This is a genomic window from Pseudomonas sp. BIGb0278 (assembly GCF_024809895.1).
Lineage (GTDB): Bacteria > Pseudomonadota > Gammaproteobacteria > Pseudomonadales > Pseudomonadaceae > Aquipseudomonas > Aquipseudomonas shirazensis.
The window spans coordinates 21005-35066 of record NZ_JANUEL010000004.1; the positions used below are offsets into that span (position 1 = coordinate 21005).

The window sequence follows — 14062 nt, forward strand, 5'->3', positions numbered from 1 at the left end:
AGTGGCGACGATCAGTTGGCGTGGGTCAGGCCCTGACGTACCCGGTTGTAGAGGGTATAGAGCGAGAGCAGCAGAATCACCAGCAGCAGGCCGTTGATCCAGGTTGGATCGAGCAGGCCAAAGGCGACACCGGTACCGAGCAGGCCAAAGGCAAACGCGCGATCGCTCTTGCCCATCGGCCCGTCGTAGCGCCGCACTGCACCGGCCAGCGGGCCCATCACCCCCGCGTATTCGCTGATCAGTGCGCTCAACACCAGCAGCACCACCAGCACGGGCGATACCCCGACCAGCAGGGCAAACGGCAGGTACAGCGCAGCGTCGGCGATCACGTCGCTCAGTTCATTGAGGTAGGCACCAAGCCTGGACTGCTGGCCAAACTCGCGGGCGAGCATGCCATCCACCGCGTTGAGCGCCATGCGCAGCAGCATCCAGATCGGCAGCAGGATGAACAGCCCGTGGATGTCGGCAAAGCAGGCCAGCAGCAGGCCCAGCAGCAGCGAGACTATCCCAGCGGCAACCGTGACCTGATTGGCCGTCACCCCGCGGTCGTACAGGCGCTGCACGGTGGGCCGCAGCAGGGCCTGGAAGCGGGGTTTGAGCTGATAGATGGACGGCACGGGGAGATCCTTATCGGGTGCGCAATGAAAGCCAATCGGTGGATTGTGAGAAGCCCGGCGGCTGGCGGCAAGCGACATTTGTCAGCTATTTGAACGGCTCAACGTTTACCCGAGGCGGCGCTGAGCATGTCGATGCGTTGCACCTCGAAATCGCGCTCCAGATAGTCCATGCGCTGCGCGGCAAACTGCTGCATATGGGCCAGCGCGCAGTGCGCATCGAACGCCGCCTGATCGGCCCACACCTCATAGAAGATGAACAGGCTCGGGTCCTGCTGATCGCGCAACATGTGGTATTCGACGCAGCCCGGCTCCTGGCGGCTTGGTTCGACGTAGGCGCGGAACAGTTGCTCGAATGCTTCGGCCTTTTCCGGGCGGGTCTTGGCTTTGAGAATAAAGGCGTATTGAGCGTTCATGACTGCACCTTGCAAATAAGTGGAGAAGCGATTTTAAAGCAACAGTATGGTGATGATTCGTGATTACAAGGCAAAACTGATTTGCCCAAGGCTGGCTGTTTCCGCCACGGGCGAGCCTCTAACCTGCAGCCATCTGAAGTGCATCGGTCTGCGGATCGACACAGAACCTTAGAGGCTCGACATGAAAAAGATTCTTCTGCTCAATGGCGGCAAACAGTTCGCCCACTCCGACGGCCGCTTGAACGAAACCCTGCACGATGCCGCGCTGGCCTACCTGGACCGGGCAGGTTTCGATGTCAAACAAACCTTCATCGACGGCGGCTACGACATCAAGGAAGAAGTGCAGAAATACCTTTGGGCCGACGTGATCATCTATCAGATGCCCGGCTGGTGGATGGGTGCCCCGTACACCGTCAAACAGTACTTGGATGAAGTGTTCACCGAAGGCCACGGCAGCCTCTACGCCAGCGACGGCCGGACCCGCTCCGACGCTTCGCAGAAGTACGGCAGTGGCGGCCTGATCCAGGGCAAGCAGTACATGATTTCGGCCACCTGGAACGCGCCGCAACAGGCCTTCGACGACCCCAACGACTTCTTTGAAGGCAAGGGCGTGGATGCGGTGTACTTCCCGTTCCACAAGGCCAACCAGTTCCTCGGCATGAGCGGCCTGCCAACCTTCCTCGCCGTCGATGTGATGAAGCGCCCGGATGTGGCCGCTACCGTGGCAGCCTACGAGGCGCATCTGGCCAAGGTGTTCGGCCAGGCCCGGTAAGCGATGCGCGGCGTGACCGACGCGGCAGTTGCTTGCCCGGCAATAAACGGCCGACAATCCAGGCCTCATCCTGGCCCAGGCACTGCCGTGAAAACCCGCTCAGAAGAACTCCAGGTATTCGTCAGCGTGATCGACTGCGGCTCGATTTCCGCCGCTGCCGAGCAACTCGGGCAAACCCCGTCTGCGGTCAGCCGCACCCTGGCGCGGCTGGAAGGCAAGCTTGGCACCACGCTGATCAACCGCACCACGCGGCGCATGGACCTGACCGAAGAAGGGCGGTTCTTTGTACTGCACGCGCGGACCATCCTCGAACAGATGAGCGAGCTCGAAGAGCGCCTGTCGCTGCACCGGCAGACGCCGTCGGGGCGCCTGCGCATCAACGCTGCAGCACCATTCATGCTGCACGCGATCGTGCCCTGGATCGCTGAGTTTCGCGCGCTGTACCCGGCCATCGAGCTGGAGCTGAACACCGATGACCTGATCATCGATCTGCTCCAGCAAAGCACCGACGTCGCCATCCGCATCGGCGAGCTGGCCGACTCCAGCCTGCATGCGCGCTCGCTGGGCTGCAGCCCGATCCAGATTCTGGCCAGCCCCGAATACCTGCAACGCCACGGCGTGCCGCGCCAGGTCAGTGACTTGAGCGAGCACTGCCTGCTCGGCTTCAGCTCGCTGGACAGCCTCAACCAATGGCCGCTGCGCCACGCCGACGGCGACAGTTGGCGAATCCGCCCGCAGTTGACCGCATCCAGTGGCGAGACCTTGCGCCAGCTGGCGCTGGCCGGGCAGGGTATCGTCTGCCTGTCGCATTTCATGACCCACGAAGATATCCGCGCCGGGCGCCTGCACGTGCTGTTGAGCGAGGCCAACAATGGGTACCGGCAGCCGATTCATGCGGTTTACTACCGCAACACCCAGCTGGCGCTGCGGATTCAGTGCTTCCTTGATTTCATCCAGGCCAAGCTGGCGGCGTATGCCTGCTGAGCGCGTGGTACTGGTCCGGGATTGCCGGGGGTGCTGCGCACCCCTTTCGCGACACAAGGCCGCTCCTACGCCGACCGCGTCCACTCAGGCTGACGCGGCCCCAGCAATCTCGATCCTAAGAACCGTTCTAAAAACGACACGAATGACGCAATGCCGTCGTCCTGTGTCTGGTGCGTTTGCTTAGTCAAAACGCTTCAGTGTTAATAAGTGATCAACAAAAACAACACCAAGGAAGTGCTCATGCGTCTCGTCATGTTCCAGTCCATGGCCCTCGGGGCCGCGATCCTGAGCTGTTCGTCGGCCTTCGCGGTGACTCTTGAAGGCGGCGCAGTGGCCGCGCCCGATCAATATGGCGCACAGGTCGCCGCCGATATCCTGAAAAAAGGCGGCAACGCCGTCGATGCCGCCGTGGCCACTGCCTTCACCCTGGCAGTCACCTATCCAGAAGCCGGCAACATCGGCGGCGGTGGCTTCATGACCCTGTACGTGGACGGCAAAGCGTACTTCCTCGACTACCGCGAAGTGGCGCCCAAGGCGGCCACCCGCAATATGTACCTGGACGAAAAAGGCGAGGTCATCGAGAACCTCAGCCTGGTCGGCGTGCGCGCCGCTGGCGTACCGGGCACAGTAATGGGCTTGTGGGAGGCGCATCAAAAGTTCGGCAAGTTGCCCTGGAGCGAGCTGCTGACTCCGGCCATCGGTTACGCCAACAACGGCTTCAAGATCGCCCAGAAGCAGTACCAGTATCGCGACGATGCCCAAGGCCTGTTCAAGACCGCGACCAACTTCAACGATTATTTCGGCAGCATGAAAGTCGGCGAGCTGTTCAAGCAGCCGGAGCTGGCGCAGACCCTCGAACGCATCGCCGACAAAGGCGTCAGCGAGTTCTATCAAGGCAAGACCGCCGATCTGCTGGTTGCGCAGATGAAGGCCGATAACGGCCTGATCAGCAAAGACGACCTGAAGGACTACAAAGCCCTCTGGCGCGAGCCGATGGCCATCGACTGGCGCGGCAACGTGGTCTACACCGCGCCACCGCCAAGCTCAGGCGGCGTAGCACTGGCGCAGTTGCTCGGGATCAAGGAAAACCGCGCGGCAGACTTCAAGGGCGTCGAGCAGAACTCGGCGCGCTACATCCACCTGCTGGCCGAGATTGAAAAGCGCGTGTTCGCCGACCGCGCCGACTATCTTGGCGACCCGGCCTTCACCGAGGTACCGGTAGACAAGCTGGTGGCCAAGGACTACCTGAAAAAGCGCGCCGAGCAGGTCAACCCAACCGCCATCTCCGCCACCGACAAGGTCCGCCCGGGGCTGGAGCCGCATCAAACCACGCACTTCTCGATCGTCGACAAACAGGGCAACGCGGTCAGCAACACCTACACCCTCAACCTCGACTACGGCAGTGGTGTGGTGGTCAAGGGCGCAGGCTTCCTGCTCAACGACGAGATGGATGACTTCAGCAGCAAGCCCGGTACCGCCAATGCCTTTGGCGTGGTCGGCGGCGATGCCAACGCGATTGCTCCGGGCAAACGCATGCTGTCGTCGATGAGCCCAAGCCTGGTGACCCGCGACGGCAAGGTCAGCCTGGTCATCGGTACGCCGGGCGGCTCGCGCATCTTCACCTCGATCTTCCAGGTAATGAACAACCTCTACGACTACGACATGCCGCTGGCCAAGGCCGTTGCAGCGCAGCGCGTGCATCACCAGCTGCTGCCCAAGGACACTATCTACTTCGACAGCTATGCACCGTTGACCGGCAAGGTCGCCGACGAGCTGAAAAAGATGGGCTATGTGCTTGAGGATCAGGGCTGGGAGATGGGCGATATCCAGGCCATTCGCGTCACCGATGGCAAGCTTGAAACCGCCTCCGACCCGCGCGGTCGTGGTGTTGGCATGATCGTCAAGTAACGCCAGTGCTGCTCAGCCCGGCCAGCATTGCGCTGGCCGGGCTGAGCAGTTCACAAGGCAGCGGTCACACGCGGAACTTGCTTACCAGCGTCTGCAGATGACTGCCAAGGCGTGCCAGCTCGACGCTCGACGCGGCGGTTTCATCACTGGCTGCGGCTGTCTGTTCCGACACATCGCGTACATTGAGAATGCTCCGGCTGATCTCCTCGGCAACCGCGCTCTGTTGCTCGGCGGCTGCGGCGATCTGCTGGTTCATCGACTGGATGTTGGACACAGTGCGGGTGATGTTCTCCAGCGAACCACCGGCCTTGCGCGCCAGCTCGACGCTGCTTTCAGTCAGGTTGCGGCTGCCCAGCATGGCGTTGGCCACTTGCTGGGTGCCGTTCTGCAGGCTGGCGATCAGCTCTTCGATCTCTTCGGTGGACTTCTGCGTACGCTGCGCCAGGCCGCGCACTTCGTCGGCGACCACGGCAAAACCACGCCCGGCTTCACCGGCGCGGGCGGCTTCGATGGCCGCGTTCAATGCCAGCAAGTTGGTCTGCTCGGCAACCGACTTGATCACGTCCATGACACTGCCGATCTTCTGGCTTTCCTGCTGCAGCAGGTTCATTGCGTCAGTCGAGCGCTGGACTTCGTCGGCCAGGCGTTCGATCTGGTTGATCGCCTCGCCCACCACCCGGTCACCGGCACGCGCTTCATCATCGGCACCCGTTGCTGCGCGCGAAGCCTGTTCAGCGTTGCGGGCGACTTCCTGCACGGTCGCAGCCATCTCGTGCATGGCAGTGGCAACCTGGTCAGTCTCGACTTTCTGGCTGTTGGCTCCGGCGCTGGTCTGCTCGGTCACGGCCGACAGCTCTTCGGCGGCGCTGGCAATCTGCGTTACGCCATCACGAATACCACCGATCAACTCGCGCAGGGTGCTGCCCATGCGGCTGATGCTTTGTTGCAGCACGCCCAACTCGTCACGGCGGGTGACCCGCAGCTCACTGGACAGGTCGCCTCCGGCAATACGCTCGACGGCGTCCATGGTTTCGCGCAGCGGGCGGGTGATCTGGCGGGTGATGATGATCGCGGCGCATACTCCGACCAACAATGCCAGCAGGGTCGAGATGATCTGCAGATGGCGCGCCTGGTCGCTTTCGATGTCGCGGCGCTCGAGCTGGATCTTGTACAGGGCGTCGCTGCGTTTGACGATGTCGGCACCTTGCACGGTCATCTCGGCGCGGGCCACGGCGATAGCGGCGGTGGCGTCGCGGAAGTCACGCACGGCCGAGCGGTAAGCCTGCACGCTCTGGTCGAACTGTTGCAGGCGGGTGCTTTCGTTGGGTAGCTGGCGCTTGAGGTTGTCGATCTCGACCAGGGCCGCGTCGAGCTGGCGCAGGGCGGCCTGTTCATTGGCCGCGCTGTTGTCAGCGATGTAGCCGCGTACATCGACGCGCACTTGCAGCAACTGCTGACGCGTCTTGCTGATGGCCTGATACTGGGCCAGGCGTACGCTGTCGACTTCCGGCTGGGCCAGCACGTCGCGGCTGATCGCATCAAGGATCTGATCGGCCTTGGCGGCAGTCTGGTTCATGTTCTCGCGGTTGGCGAGGGTGGTCTTGTAGCCCGCGCGCATCTTGCTCAGCGACAGTTTGTAGTCGCTGATGATCGCGCCCAGTTCGTTGAGCAGCTTGACGTTTTCAGGGCTCTTGAACGAGGCCACCAAGCGCTGCTGCTGGGCACTGAAGGTGTCCAGTTTGGTCTGGGTGTTGGCCGCAGCGGCGTCATCGCCGTTGGCGATCATGTACTGCAGACGTGCTACGCGCAGGTCGGTGAGGTCTTTGTTGAGCTGGCTGATGTCGCTCATCCAGTTACTGCGGTCGATCAAGCTGCCCAGGCTGTTCCAGCCGGTCAGGGCCAGCAGGCCGGTCAAAAGCAGGACCAGGCCAAAGCCCAGGCCCAATTTGAGGTTGACGCTGATGTTGGCAAACCAACTGTTCATGCACGCACTCCATAAAGATCATTCGCTCAGTTGTTGTCAATCGCTGGCGTTATTCTTCCCGGGGCCCGCTGATTCGTGCATGAGTTATCGGCCACAATCGGGCTAGCTGAAACGCTTTTTCAGCAGATTTGTAACTGTCTGAAAATCCGAGGGTTTTACTGCGGCATTGGCGTTAAAAAGCGGCGCATTCAACGACACCTCCTGAGCGCAAAGTGCTCAAGAGGCGTTGTTGCATGCAGATTGGCGGGGAATTACAGCGTGCGTGCGTTGAAGGTATCGCAGCGGTTGACGTCACCGTCGCTGAAGCCGGTCTTGAACCAGCGTACGCGCTGCGCCGACGTGCCGTGGGTGAACGAATCCGGCACCACGCGACCTTGGCCTTGCTGTTGCAAGCGGTCATCACCGATGGCGTTGGCGGCGTTAAGTGCCTCTTCGATGTCACCCGGTTCCAGCCAGTTCAGGCGTTTCTGCGCCTGATAGGCCCAGACCCCGGCAAAACAGTCGGCCTGCAATTCCTGACGCACCAGCAGGCCGTTGTCACCCTCCATCTTCTGCCCGCGCTGGCGAGCGGCCTGGACCTGATTGGAGACGCCGAGCAGCGTCTGCACATGATGGCCGATCTCGTGCGCGATGACGTAGGCCTGGGCGAAGTCGCCGGCGGCGGCAAAGCGCGTTTCCATTTCGCGGAAGAAGGTCATGTCCAGATACACCCGCTGGTCAGCCGGGCAGTAGAATGGCCCGACCGCCGAGGAGGCGAAGCCGCAGGCCGAATTGACCTGGCCGCTGAACAGCACCAGCTTGGGGTCACGGTATTGCTTGCCGGCCTGGGCGAACAGCGCCTTCCAGGTGTCTTCGGTGTCACCCAGGATCGAGGCGACGAACGCTGCCTGATCATCATTGGCCGGCGGCGCCTTGCCTTCGACGTTGGCCGGCGCGCTTTGCTGCATCTGCCCGGTCAGTTGGCCGAGAATCTGCAGCGGGTCCTGGCCGGTCATCCAGCCGATGCCGACGATCAGCAGGATGGCGCCCAGGCCCAGCCCCTTGCCGCCGCCAAAGCGCATGCCGCCGCCACCGCCGCCGCCTGCACCGCGAGCATCGACCACATTGTCGCTACGCCGACCTTTTCGCCATTCCATCGAGCTTCTCCAAACCGCGAGGTTGAGGGTATAGATTAGTTCAGTGCTGCTGCCTTGTGCAGGCACGCTGCAAGGCATAACCAAACAGTTATGGCTAAGACCGCTGATTTCAATATTCATCCCATCCAGGCTATCGGAAACTGCAAGTCCGCCCGCCACGCACGGGCGCTCGCACAACTCCAATAAGAGGAACACCGGTATGCCTGCCGAGGACACCAGCCGCTTCGTGATCCGTGATCGCAACTGGCACCCGAAAGCGCTGACCCCAGATTACAAGACATCGATTGCCCGCTCGCCGCGCCAGGCGCTGGTCAGCATCCCGCAGTCGATCAGTGAAACCACCGGCCCGGACTTCACTCACCTGGGCTTTGGCCAGCACGACAACGACCTGCTGCTCAACTTCGACAACGGTGGCCTGCCGATCGGCGAGCGCATCATCGTCGCCGGCCGAGTTATCGACCAGTACGGCAAACCAGTGCCAAACACCTTGGTGGAAATGTGGCAGGCCAACGCCGGCGGCCGTTACCGCCACAAGAACGACCGTTACCTGGCGCCGCTGGACCCCAACTTCGGCGGTGTCGGCCGGGCCCTGACCGACCGCGATGGCTATTACAGCTTCCGCACCATCAAGCCCGGCCCGTACCCATGGCGCAACGGCCCGAATGACTGGCGCCCGGCGCACATTCACTTCTCGATCAGCGGCCCGTCGATCTCGACCAAGTTGATTACCCAGCTGTATTTCGAAGGTGACCCCCTGATCCCGCTGTGCCCGATCGTCAAGTCGATCGCCAACCCGCAAGCGGTGCAGCAACTGATTGCCAAGCTCGACATGAGCAACGCCAATCCGATGGATTGCCTGGCGTACCGTTTTGACATCGTTCTGCGCGGTCAGCGCCAGACCCACTTCGAAAACCGCTGAGGAGCCGCGACATGCCAATTGAATTGCTGCCGGAAACCCCGTCGCAGACTGCCGGCCCTTACGTGCACATCGGCCTGGCCCTGCAAGCAGCGGGCAACCCGGTTCGGCCGACCGAAATCTGGAACACCCTGGCGCGCCCTGAAGCCGCCGGCGAGCACATCCTGCTGATCGGTCAGGTCTACGATGGCAATGGCCATCTGGTGCGTGATTCGTTCCTGGAAGTGTGGCAGGCCGATGCCGACGGCCAGTACCAGGATCAGTACAACCTGGAAAACCCGTTCAACAGCTTTGGCCGCACCGCCACCACCTTCGACTCCGGTGACTGGACGCTGCACACGGTCAAACCGGGGGTGGTCAAGAATGCCGCCGGCGTGCCAATGGCGCCGCACATCAACATCAGCCTGTTTGCCCGCGGCATCAATATCCAACTGCACACGCGGCTGTATTTTGATGACGAAGCCGAGGCCAACGCCAAGTGCCCGGTGCTCAACCTGATCGAGCAGCCGCAACGGCGCGAGACGCTGATTGCCAAACGCTGCGAAGTCGACGGCAAGACTGCCTATCGCTTCGACATGCGGATTCAGGGCGAAGGCGAGACGGTGTTCTTCGACTTCTGATACAAGCCTGAAACCAGCCTACGCCAGCGAGGCCCCCAAAAGCCTCGCTGGCGCCGGCATCAGCACATCGCACTGCTCGTCTGCCGGGCTGCGCAGCTGCAAGCGCTGCGGGTGGGTCAGGCGGCTGTAGCCGAGCAGGGCCTGGCTGGCCAGTTGCTCGATGCTGGTGGGGTGGCCGTGCCGAAGCATTGCAGCCCCAGCAGAGGTCGGTTCAGCGTCGGACCAGCAGCACACCGCTTTCCATATGGTGGGTATAGGGGAACTGGTCGAACAGGGCGCAGCGTTCGATCCGGTGTGTATCGTGCAACTGGGCGATGTTGGCCGCCAGGGTTTCCGGGTTGCAGGATATGTACAGGATGCGCTCGAAGCGTCGAGTCAGCTCGCAGGTATCCGGGTCCATCCCAGCGCGCGGCGGGTCGACGAACACCGTGCCGAACTGATAACTCTTCAGGTCGATGCCCTGCAGGCGGCGGAACGGGCGCACCTCGTTCAGTGCCTCGGTCAGCTCTTCGGCCGACAGGCGCACCAGGCGCACGTTATCCACGCCGTTTTCGTCGAGGTTGTGCAAGGCGGCATTGACCGAGGTCTTGCTGATCTCGGTGGCCAGCACCTGGCGTACGCGGGTTGCCAGCGGCAGGGTGAAGTTGCCGTTGCCGCAGTACAGCTCGAGCAGGTCGTCGTCGCGCTCGCCGATGGCCTCAAAGGCCCAGTTGAGCATCTTCTGGTTGACCGCGCCGTTGGGCTGGGTAAAAGCACCCTCGGGCTGGCGGTAGCTGAAGGTGCGGCCGGCGACGTCGAGTTTTTCCACCGCATAGTCACGGCCAATTACCAAGCGCTTGCCTTTGGAGCGGCCAACCAGGCTCACGTCGAGCTCGGCGGCCAGCTCGCGGGCAGCAGCTTCCCACTCGTCGTCGAGCGGGCGGTGATAGCACAGGGTGATCATTGCATCGCCGGCCAGGGTGGTCAGGAACTCCACCTGGAACAGCCGATTGCTCAGCGTCTCGCTCGCCTGCCAGGCCGCTTTCAAGCGCGGCATCAGCGCATTGATGCGTTGGCTGGCAATCGGGAAATCCTCGATCAGGATCGCCTTGTGCTTTTCGCCCGGGGCGAACATGGCGTAGTGACGCTGGCCGTCTTCACGCCACAGGCGAAACTCGGCGCGCAGGCGGTAATGCTCGCGCGGCGACTCGAACACCACAGGCTCGGGCGCGCTGAACGGCGCCAGCAGCTCGCGCAGGCGCTCGACCTTTGGCGCCAGCAGGCTTTGGTAGGCAGATGGATCGAAAACAGAACTCATGCGTTGAACCAGCCCAGCTTGATAACGAACAGAATCGACAGGATGATCAGCGCCGGGTTCAGGTCCTGGCGGCGGCCCGACAGCAGCTTGATCGCGGTCCAGGCAATGAAGCCGAAGGCGATGCCGTTGGCGATCGAGTAGGTCAGCGGCATGGCCAGGGCAGTCACCACCACAGGGGCGGCCTCGGTGACGTCGTCCCAGTTGATTTCAGCGAGGCCCGAGGCCATCAGCACGGCGACGAACAAAAGCGCCGGTGCGGTGGCGAAGGCCGGCACACTGCCGGCCAACGGCGCGAAGAACAGCGCCAGCAGGAACAACACCGCGACCACGATGGCGGTCAGGCCCGTACGGCCACCGGCGCTAACGCCTGCTGCCGACTCGATGTAGCTGGTGGTGGTCGAGGTACCCAGCAGCGAGCCGGCCATGGCTGCGGTACTGTCGGCGATCAGTGCTCGGCCCATTTTCGGCATGTGGCCGTCCTTGCTCATCAGGCCCGCGCGTTTGGCCACGCCGATCAAGGTGCCGGAGTTGTCGAACAGGTCGACGAACAGGAAGGCAAAGATCACGCTGACCAGGCCCACATCCAAAGCACCAGCGATGTCCAGCTGGAGGAAGGTCGGCGCCAGCGATGGCGGCATCGAGACTACACCGGCAAACGGCGTCACGCCCATCAGGATCGAGGCTACGGTGACGGCCAGAATGCCGATCAGTACAGCCCCGCGAACCTTCATCGCTTCCAGCGCGACGATCAGGAAGAAGCCCAGTGCAGCGAGCACCGGAGCAGGCTTCTTGAGGTCGCCTAAACCAACCAGGGTGGCTGGGTTATCAACGACGATGCCGGCATTGTTCAGCGCAATCAGCGCGAGGAACAGGCCGATACCGGCGGCGATGGCCGAGCGCAGCGGCAGCGGAATGCTGTTCACGATCCACTCGCGGATGCGGAAGATCGACAGCAGGAAGAACAACACCGCCGAGATGAACACCGCACCCAGCGCCACCTGCCAGGTATGGCCCATGTGCAGGACCACGGTGTAAGTGAAGAAGGCGTTCAGGCCCATGCCCGGCGCCAGTGCGATCGGGTAGTTGGCGATCAGGCCCATGGTCGCCGAGCCGATGGCCGCAGCCAGGCACGTCGCGACAAAGATCGCGCCCTTGTCCATACCGGTCTCGCCGAGGATGCTCGGGTTGACGAAGAGGATGTAGGCCATGGCCAGGAACGTGGTCACGCCCGCAAGTATCTCGGTGCGCACGTTGGTGTTGTGTGCTTTTAGTTGAAACAGCCTTTCCAGCATGCCCGCTCCCAAAGACGCCTCCGGGGCGCCGTTAATGTATCGACCTCATCAGCAAAGCACAGACCGTACCGGATGCCGTGGTTTTATCTGGGGTAGAAAAAAGCCGCGCATCATACCAGCATGCTTGCTGAGCGGTAATCAATGTCGCGATACACTGCGCATTCAGTGCCGATCACCCAGACGGCCGCCGCCGAGATGCCGCTGTGCAGCTGATTGACTACTCGCAGCTAACCCCGGCCCAGCGTGGGCAACTGCTGGAGATCCAGCTACCGTCAGAGCAGCAGTGCTTCGCCGGCGATATCGCTGATGCCTTGTATCTGTTACTCGGTTGCGGCTCTGATCAGCGCCGCGGCGTCGCGCTGTTGCTCGATGATGTGCCCAGAGCGTTTCTGCTGCTTCAGCGTGGCGCATTTCTGCCCGCCTGGGGTCAACCTGATGCAGCGATGATGACTGCGTTGCAGGTCGACTGCAGGTTTCAGGGGCAGGGCCTTGGGCGCTTTTGCATGCAGGCGCTACCGGCTCTCTTGCGCACCATGTGGCCTGAGATCAGGCGCCTGCAGTTGTCAGTGGACCGCGCCAACCTCGGCGCTTTGGCCTTGTACCGTGCAACCGGCTGGCGCGAAAGCGGCAATGGCTTTCGCGCCCGGGTCGGCTACGAGCAGCAGATGAGCCTGCTGCTGGCGGGGTCAACCTTTGATCGGTGCGGCTGACGCCGCTGGCGCTTCTGCTACCGGCTGGCTGTGCAGTTGATCGCGGTTGGCCAGGCTCGGGAACAACTTAATCCACACCCCGGTCACCACCAGCGTGCCGACGCCGCCCAGCACCACTGCCGGTACGGTGCCGAACCAGTGCGCGGTAATGCCTGACTCGAACTCCCCGAGCTGGTTCGAAGCCCCGATGAACAATCCATTTACCGCGCTGACCCGGCCGCGCATTTCGTCAGGCGTTTCCAGCTGCACGAAAGCGCTGCGGATGACCATGCTGATCATGTCTGCCGCGCCCAGCACCACCAGCACCGCCAGCGAGAACCAGAACGAGGTCGACAGGCCAAAGGCGATGGTGGCCACGCCGAACACGCCGACTGCGGTGAACATGGTCCGGCCGACCTTGCGCTCGAACGGGAAGCGCGCCAGCCATACCGACATCAACAGCGCGCCGACTGCCGGCGCCGAACGCAGCAGGCCCAGGCCCCACGGGCCAGTCAACAGGATGTCCTTGGCAAACACCGGCAACAACGCTGTGGCGCCGCCCAGCAGCACGGCGAACAGGTCCAGCGAGATGGCACCGAGGATGTCCGGCCGGCTACGGATGAAGCGTATCCCGGCCAATAGAGACTCCAGCGTCGCCCGGCCGCGCTGCTGGACCTGCTGGCGGGCATCCAGGCTCAGGGTCAGGCCGCAGGCGATCACATACAGCGCCACGGTCGGGCCGTACACCCAGATGCTGCCCAGCGCATACAACAAGCCGCCGACCGCAGGGGCGACGATAGTGGCGGCCTGGGTCGCCGATGCCGAGGCTGCCACGGCCCGCGGGAACAGTCCGGGCGGGACCACGTTGGGCAGCAGGGCCTGAGTCGCCGGCATTTCAAACGAACGTGCGGCGCCGAGCAGGAAGGCCAGGCAGAAGATCAGCTCACGGCTGACGTTGTCGGTGGCACTGCCGAGCACCAGTGCCAGCGCAATCAGCGCTTGCAGGCTCTGGCACAGCGCCGCCACCCGGCGCCGGTCATAGCGGTCGGCCACGTGCCCGGTATGCAGCATGAACAACACCCGCGGGGCGAATTCGACCAGGCCGACCAGGCCCAGATCGAGCACGTTGCCGGTCAGCTGATAGAGCTGCCAGCCAATCGCCACAGTGAGCATCTGAAAGCCGCTCGCGGTAAACACGCGGGCCAGCCAGAACGCGAGAAAGGGGCGGTGGTGACGCAACAACAGCGGAGCAGAGTCGGACATCGGCAGCCTGCGACCTATAAGAAACCCGGGGCTCTGCAGCCTATCATCTGTTTGTAACAAAGAGTTGCATAAGTCCTGCTCAAGCACCTTTTGCCATTGCATGGAAGAGGGTGGGGCAATGCGCCACGCGGCATCCAGCCACAGGCCCTGGGGCGGAATTCGGGGCTATGC

14 protein-coding genes are annotated in these 14062 nt (G+C 62.6%); 6 read left to right on the forward strand and 8 right to left on the reverse strand.

Annotation, left to right across the window (positions count from 1 at the left end; translation table 11 throughout):
* Positions 1–11: 11 nt before the first annotated feature.
* Positions 12–617: a CDP-alcohol phosphatidyltransferase family protein gene (locus M2396_RS15480; RefSeq protein WP_259075869.1), complete on the reverse strand. Its 606-nt coding sequence runs from the start codon at positions 615–617 to the stop codon at positions 12–14.
* Positions 618–715: 98 nt separating this feature from the next.
* Entirely contained in the window at positions 716–1030 is a 315-nt protein-coding gene (locus tag M2396_RS15485; RefSeq protein WP_101322107.1) for a putative quinol monooxygenase, read from the reverse strand.
* A gap of 181 nt (positions 1031–1211) precedes the next feature.
* Between M2396_RS15485 and M2396_RS15490 the strand changes: the two genes are divergently transcribed.
* The 3 genes from M2396_RS15490 (at position 1212) to ggt (ending at position 4694) form a co-directional block, all read left to right on the forward strand.
* The gene (locus M2396_RS15490; protein ID WP_101322106.1) at positions 1212–1802 is read left to right on the forward strand and encodes an NAD(P)H-dependent oxidoreductase; all 591 of its coding nucleotides are present in this window, start codon (positions 1212–1214) and stop codon (positions 1800–1802) included.
* An 87-nt stretch (positions 1803–1889) separates the two neighbouring features.
* Entirely contained in the window at positions 1890–2786 is an 897-nt protein-coding gene (locus M2396_RS15495; protein WP_101322105.1) for a LysR family transcriptional regulator, read from the forward strand.
* A 240-nt stretch (positions 2787–3026) separates the two neighbouring features.
* Positions 3027–4694 (forward strand): gamma-glutamyltransferase, encoded by a 1668-nt coding sequence (gene ggt, locus M2396_RS15500; protein WP_101323105.1) that lies wholly within the window; start codon positions 3027–3029, stop codon positions 4692–4694.
* A 64-nt stretch (positions 4695–4758) separates the two neighbouring features.
* Here ggt and M2396_RS15505 read toward each other — a convergent pair whose 3' ends face one another.
* On the reverse strand, positions 4759–6678 hold the full coding sequence (locus M2396_RS15505) for a methyl-accepting chemotaxis protein (RefSeq protein ID WP_259075871.1): 1920 nt from the start codon (positions 6676–6678) through the stop codon (positions 4759–4761).
* A 251-nt stretch (positions 6679–6929) separates the two neighbouring features.
* Positions 6930–7814 carry a neutral zinc metallopeptidase gene (locus M2396_RS15510; RefSeq protein WP_101322103.1) on the reverse strand — a complete coding sequence of 295 codons (885 nt, stop codon included), beginning with the start codon at positions 7812–7814 and terminating at the stop codon, positions 6930–6932.
* Between the two features lie 199 nt (positions 7815–8013).
* On the opposite strand from M2396_RS15510, the gene pcaH reads away from it, so the two are divergent.
* The gene (pcaH, locus tag M2396_RS15515) at positions 8014–8733 is read left to right on the forward strand and encodes a protocatechuate 3,4-dioxygenase subunit beta (RefSeq protein WP_101322102.1); all 720 of its coding nucleotides are present in this window, start codon (positions 8014–8016) and stop codon (positions 8731–8733) included.
* 11 nt (positions 8734–8744) lie between these two features.
* Positions 8745–9350: a protocatechuate 3,4-dioxygenase subunit alpha gene (gene pcaG, locus M2396_RS15520; protein WP_150573010.1), complete on the forward strand. Its 606-nt coding sequence runs from the start codon at positions 8745–8747 to the stop codon at positions 9348–9350.
* Between the two features lie 18 nt (positions 9351–9368).
* Here pcaG and M2396_RS15525 read toward each other — a convergent pair whose 3' ends face one another.
* From M2396_RS15525 to M2396_RS15535, 3 genes are read right to left on the reverse strand one after another with little or no spacing between them, the layout of a single operon-like run.
* The gene (locus M2396_RS15525; RefSeq protein WP_181107799.1) at positions 9369–9539 is read right to left on the reverse strand and encodes a hypothetical protein; all 171 of its coding nucleotides are present in this window, start codon (positions 9537–9539) and stop codon (positions 9369–9371) included.
* A 22-nt stretch (positions 9540–9561) separates the two neighbouring features.
* The gene (trmA, locus tag M2396_RS15530; protein WP_101322100.1) at positions 9562–10647 is read right to left on the reverse strand and encodes a tRNA (uridine(54)-C5)-methyltransferase TrmA; all 1086 of its coding nucleotides are present in this window, start codon (positions 10645–10647) and stop codon (positions 9562–9564) included.
* Entirely contained in the window at positions 10644–11939 is a 1296-nt protein-coding gene (locus M2396_RS15535; protein ID WP_101322099.1) for an NCS2 family permease, read from the reverse strand. Before M2396_RS15535 ends, trmA begins: the two co-directional genes overlap by 4 nt.
* Positions 11940–12142: 203 nt before the next feature.
* Between M2396_RS15535 and M2396_RS15540 the strand changes: the two genes are divergently transcribed.
* Positions 12143–12649, forward strand: a complete 507-nt coding sequence (locus M2396_RS15540) for a GNAT family N-acetyltransferase (RefSeq protein WP_101322098.1) — start codon at positions 12143–12145, stop codon at positions 12647–12649.
* Here M2396_RS15540 and M2396_RS15545 read toward each other — a convergent pair.
* The gene (locus M2396_RS15545) at positions 12626–13891 is read right to left on the reverse strand and encodes an MFS transporter (RefSeq protein WP_150570689.1); all 1266 of its coding nucleotides are present in this window, start codon (positions 13889–13891) and stop codon (positions 12626–12628) included. The genes M2396_RS15540 and M2396_RS15545 overlap by 24 nt on opposite strands.
* Positions 13892–14062: the final 171 nt, after the last annotated feature.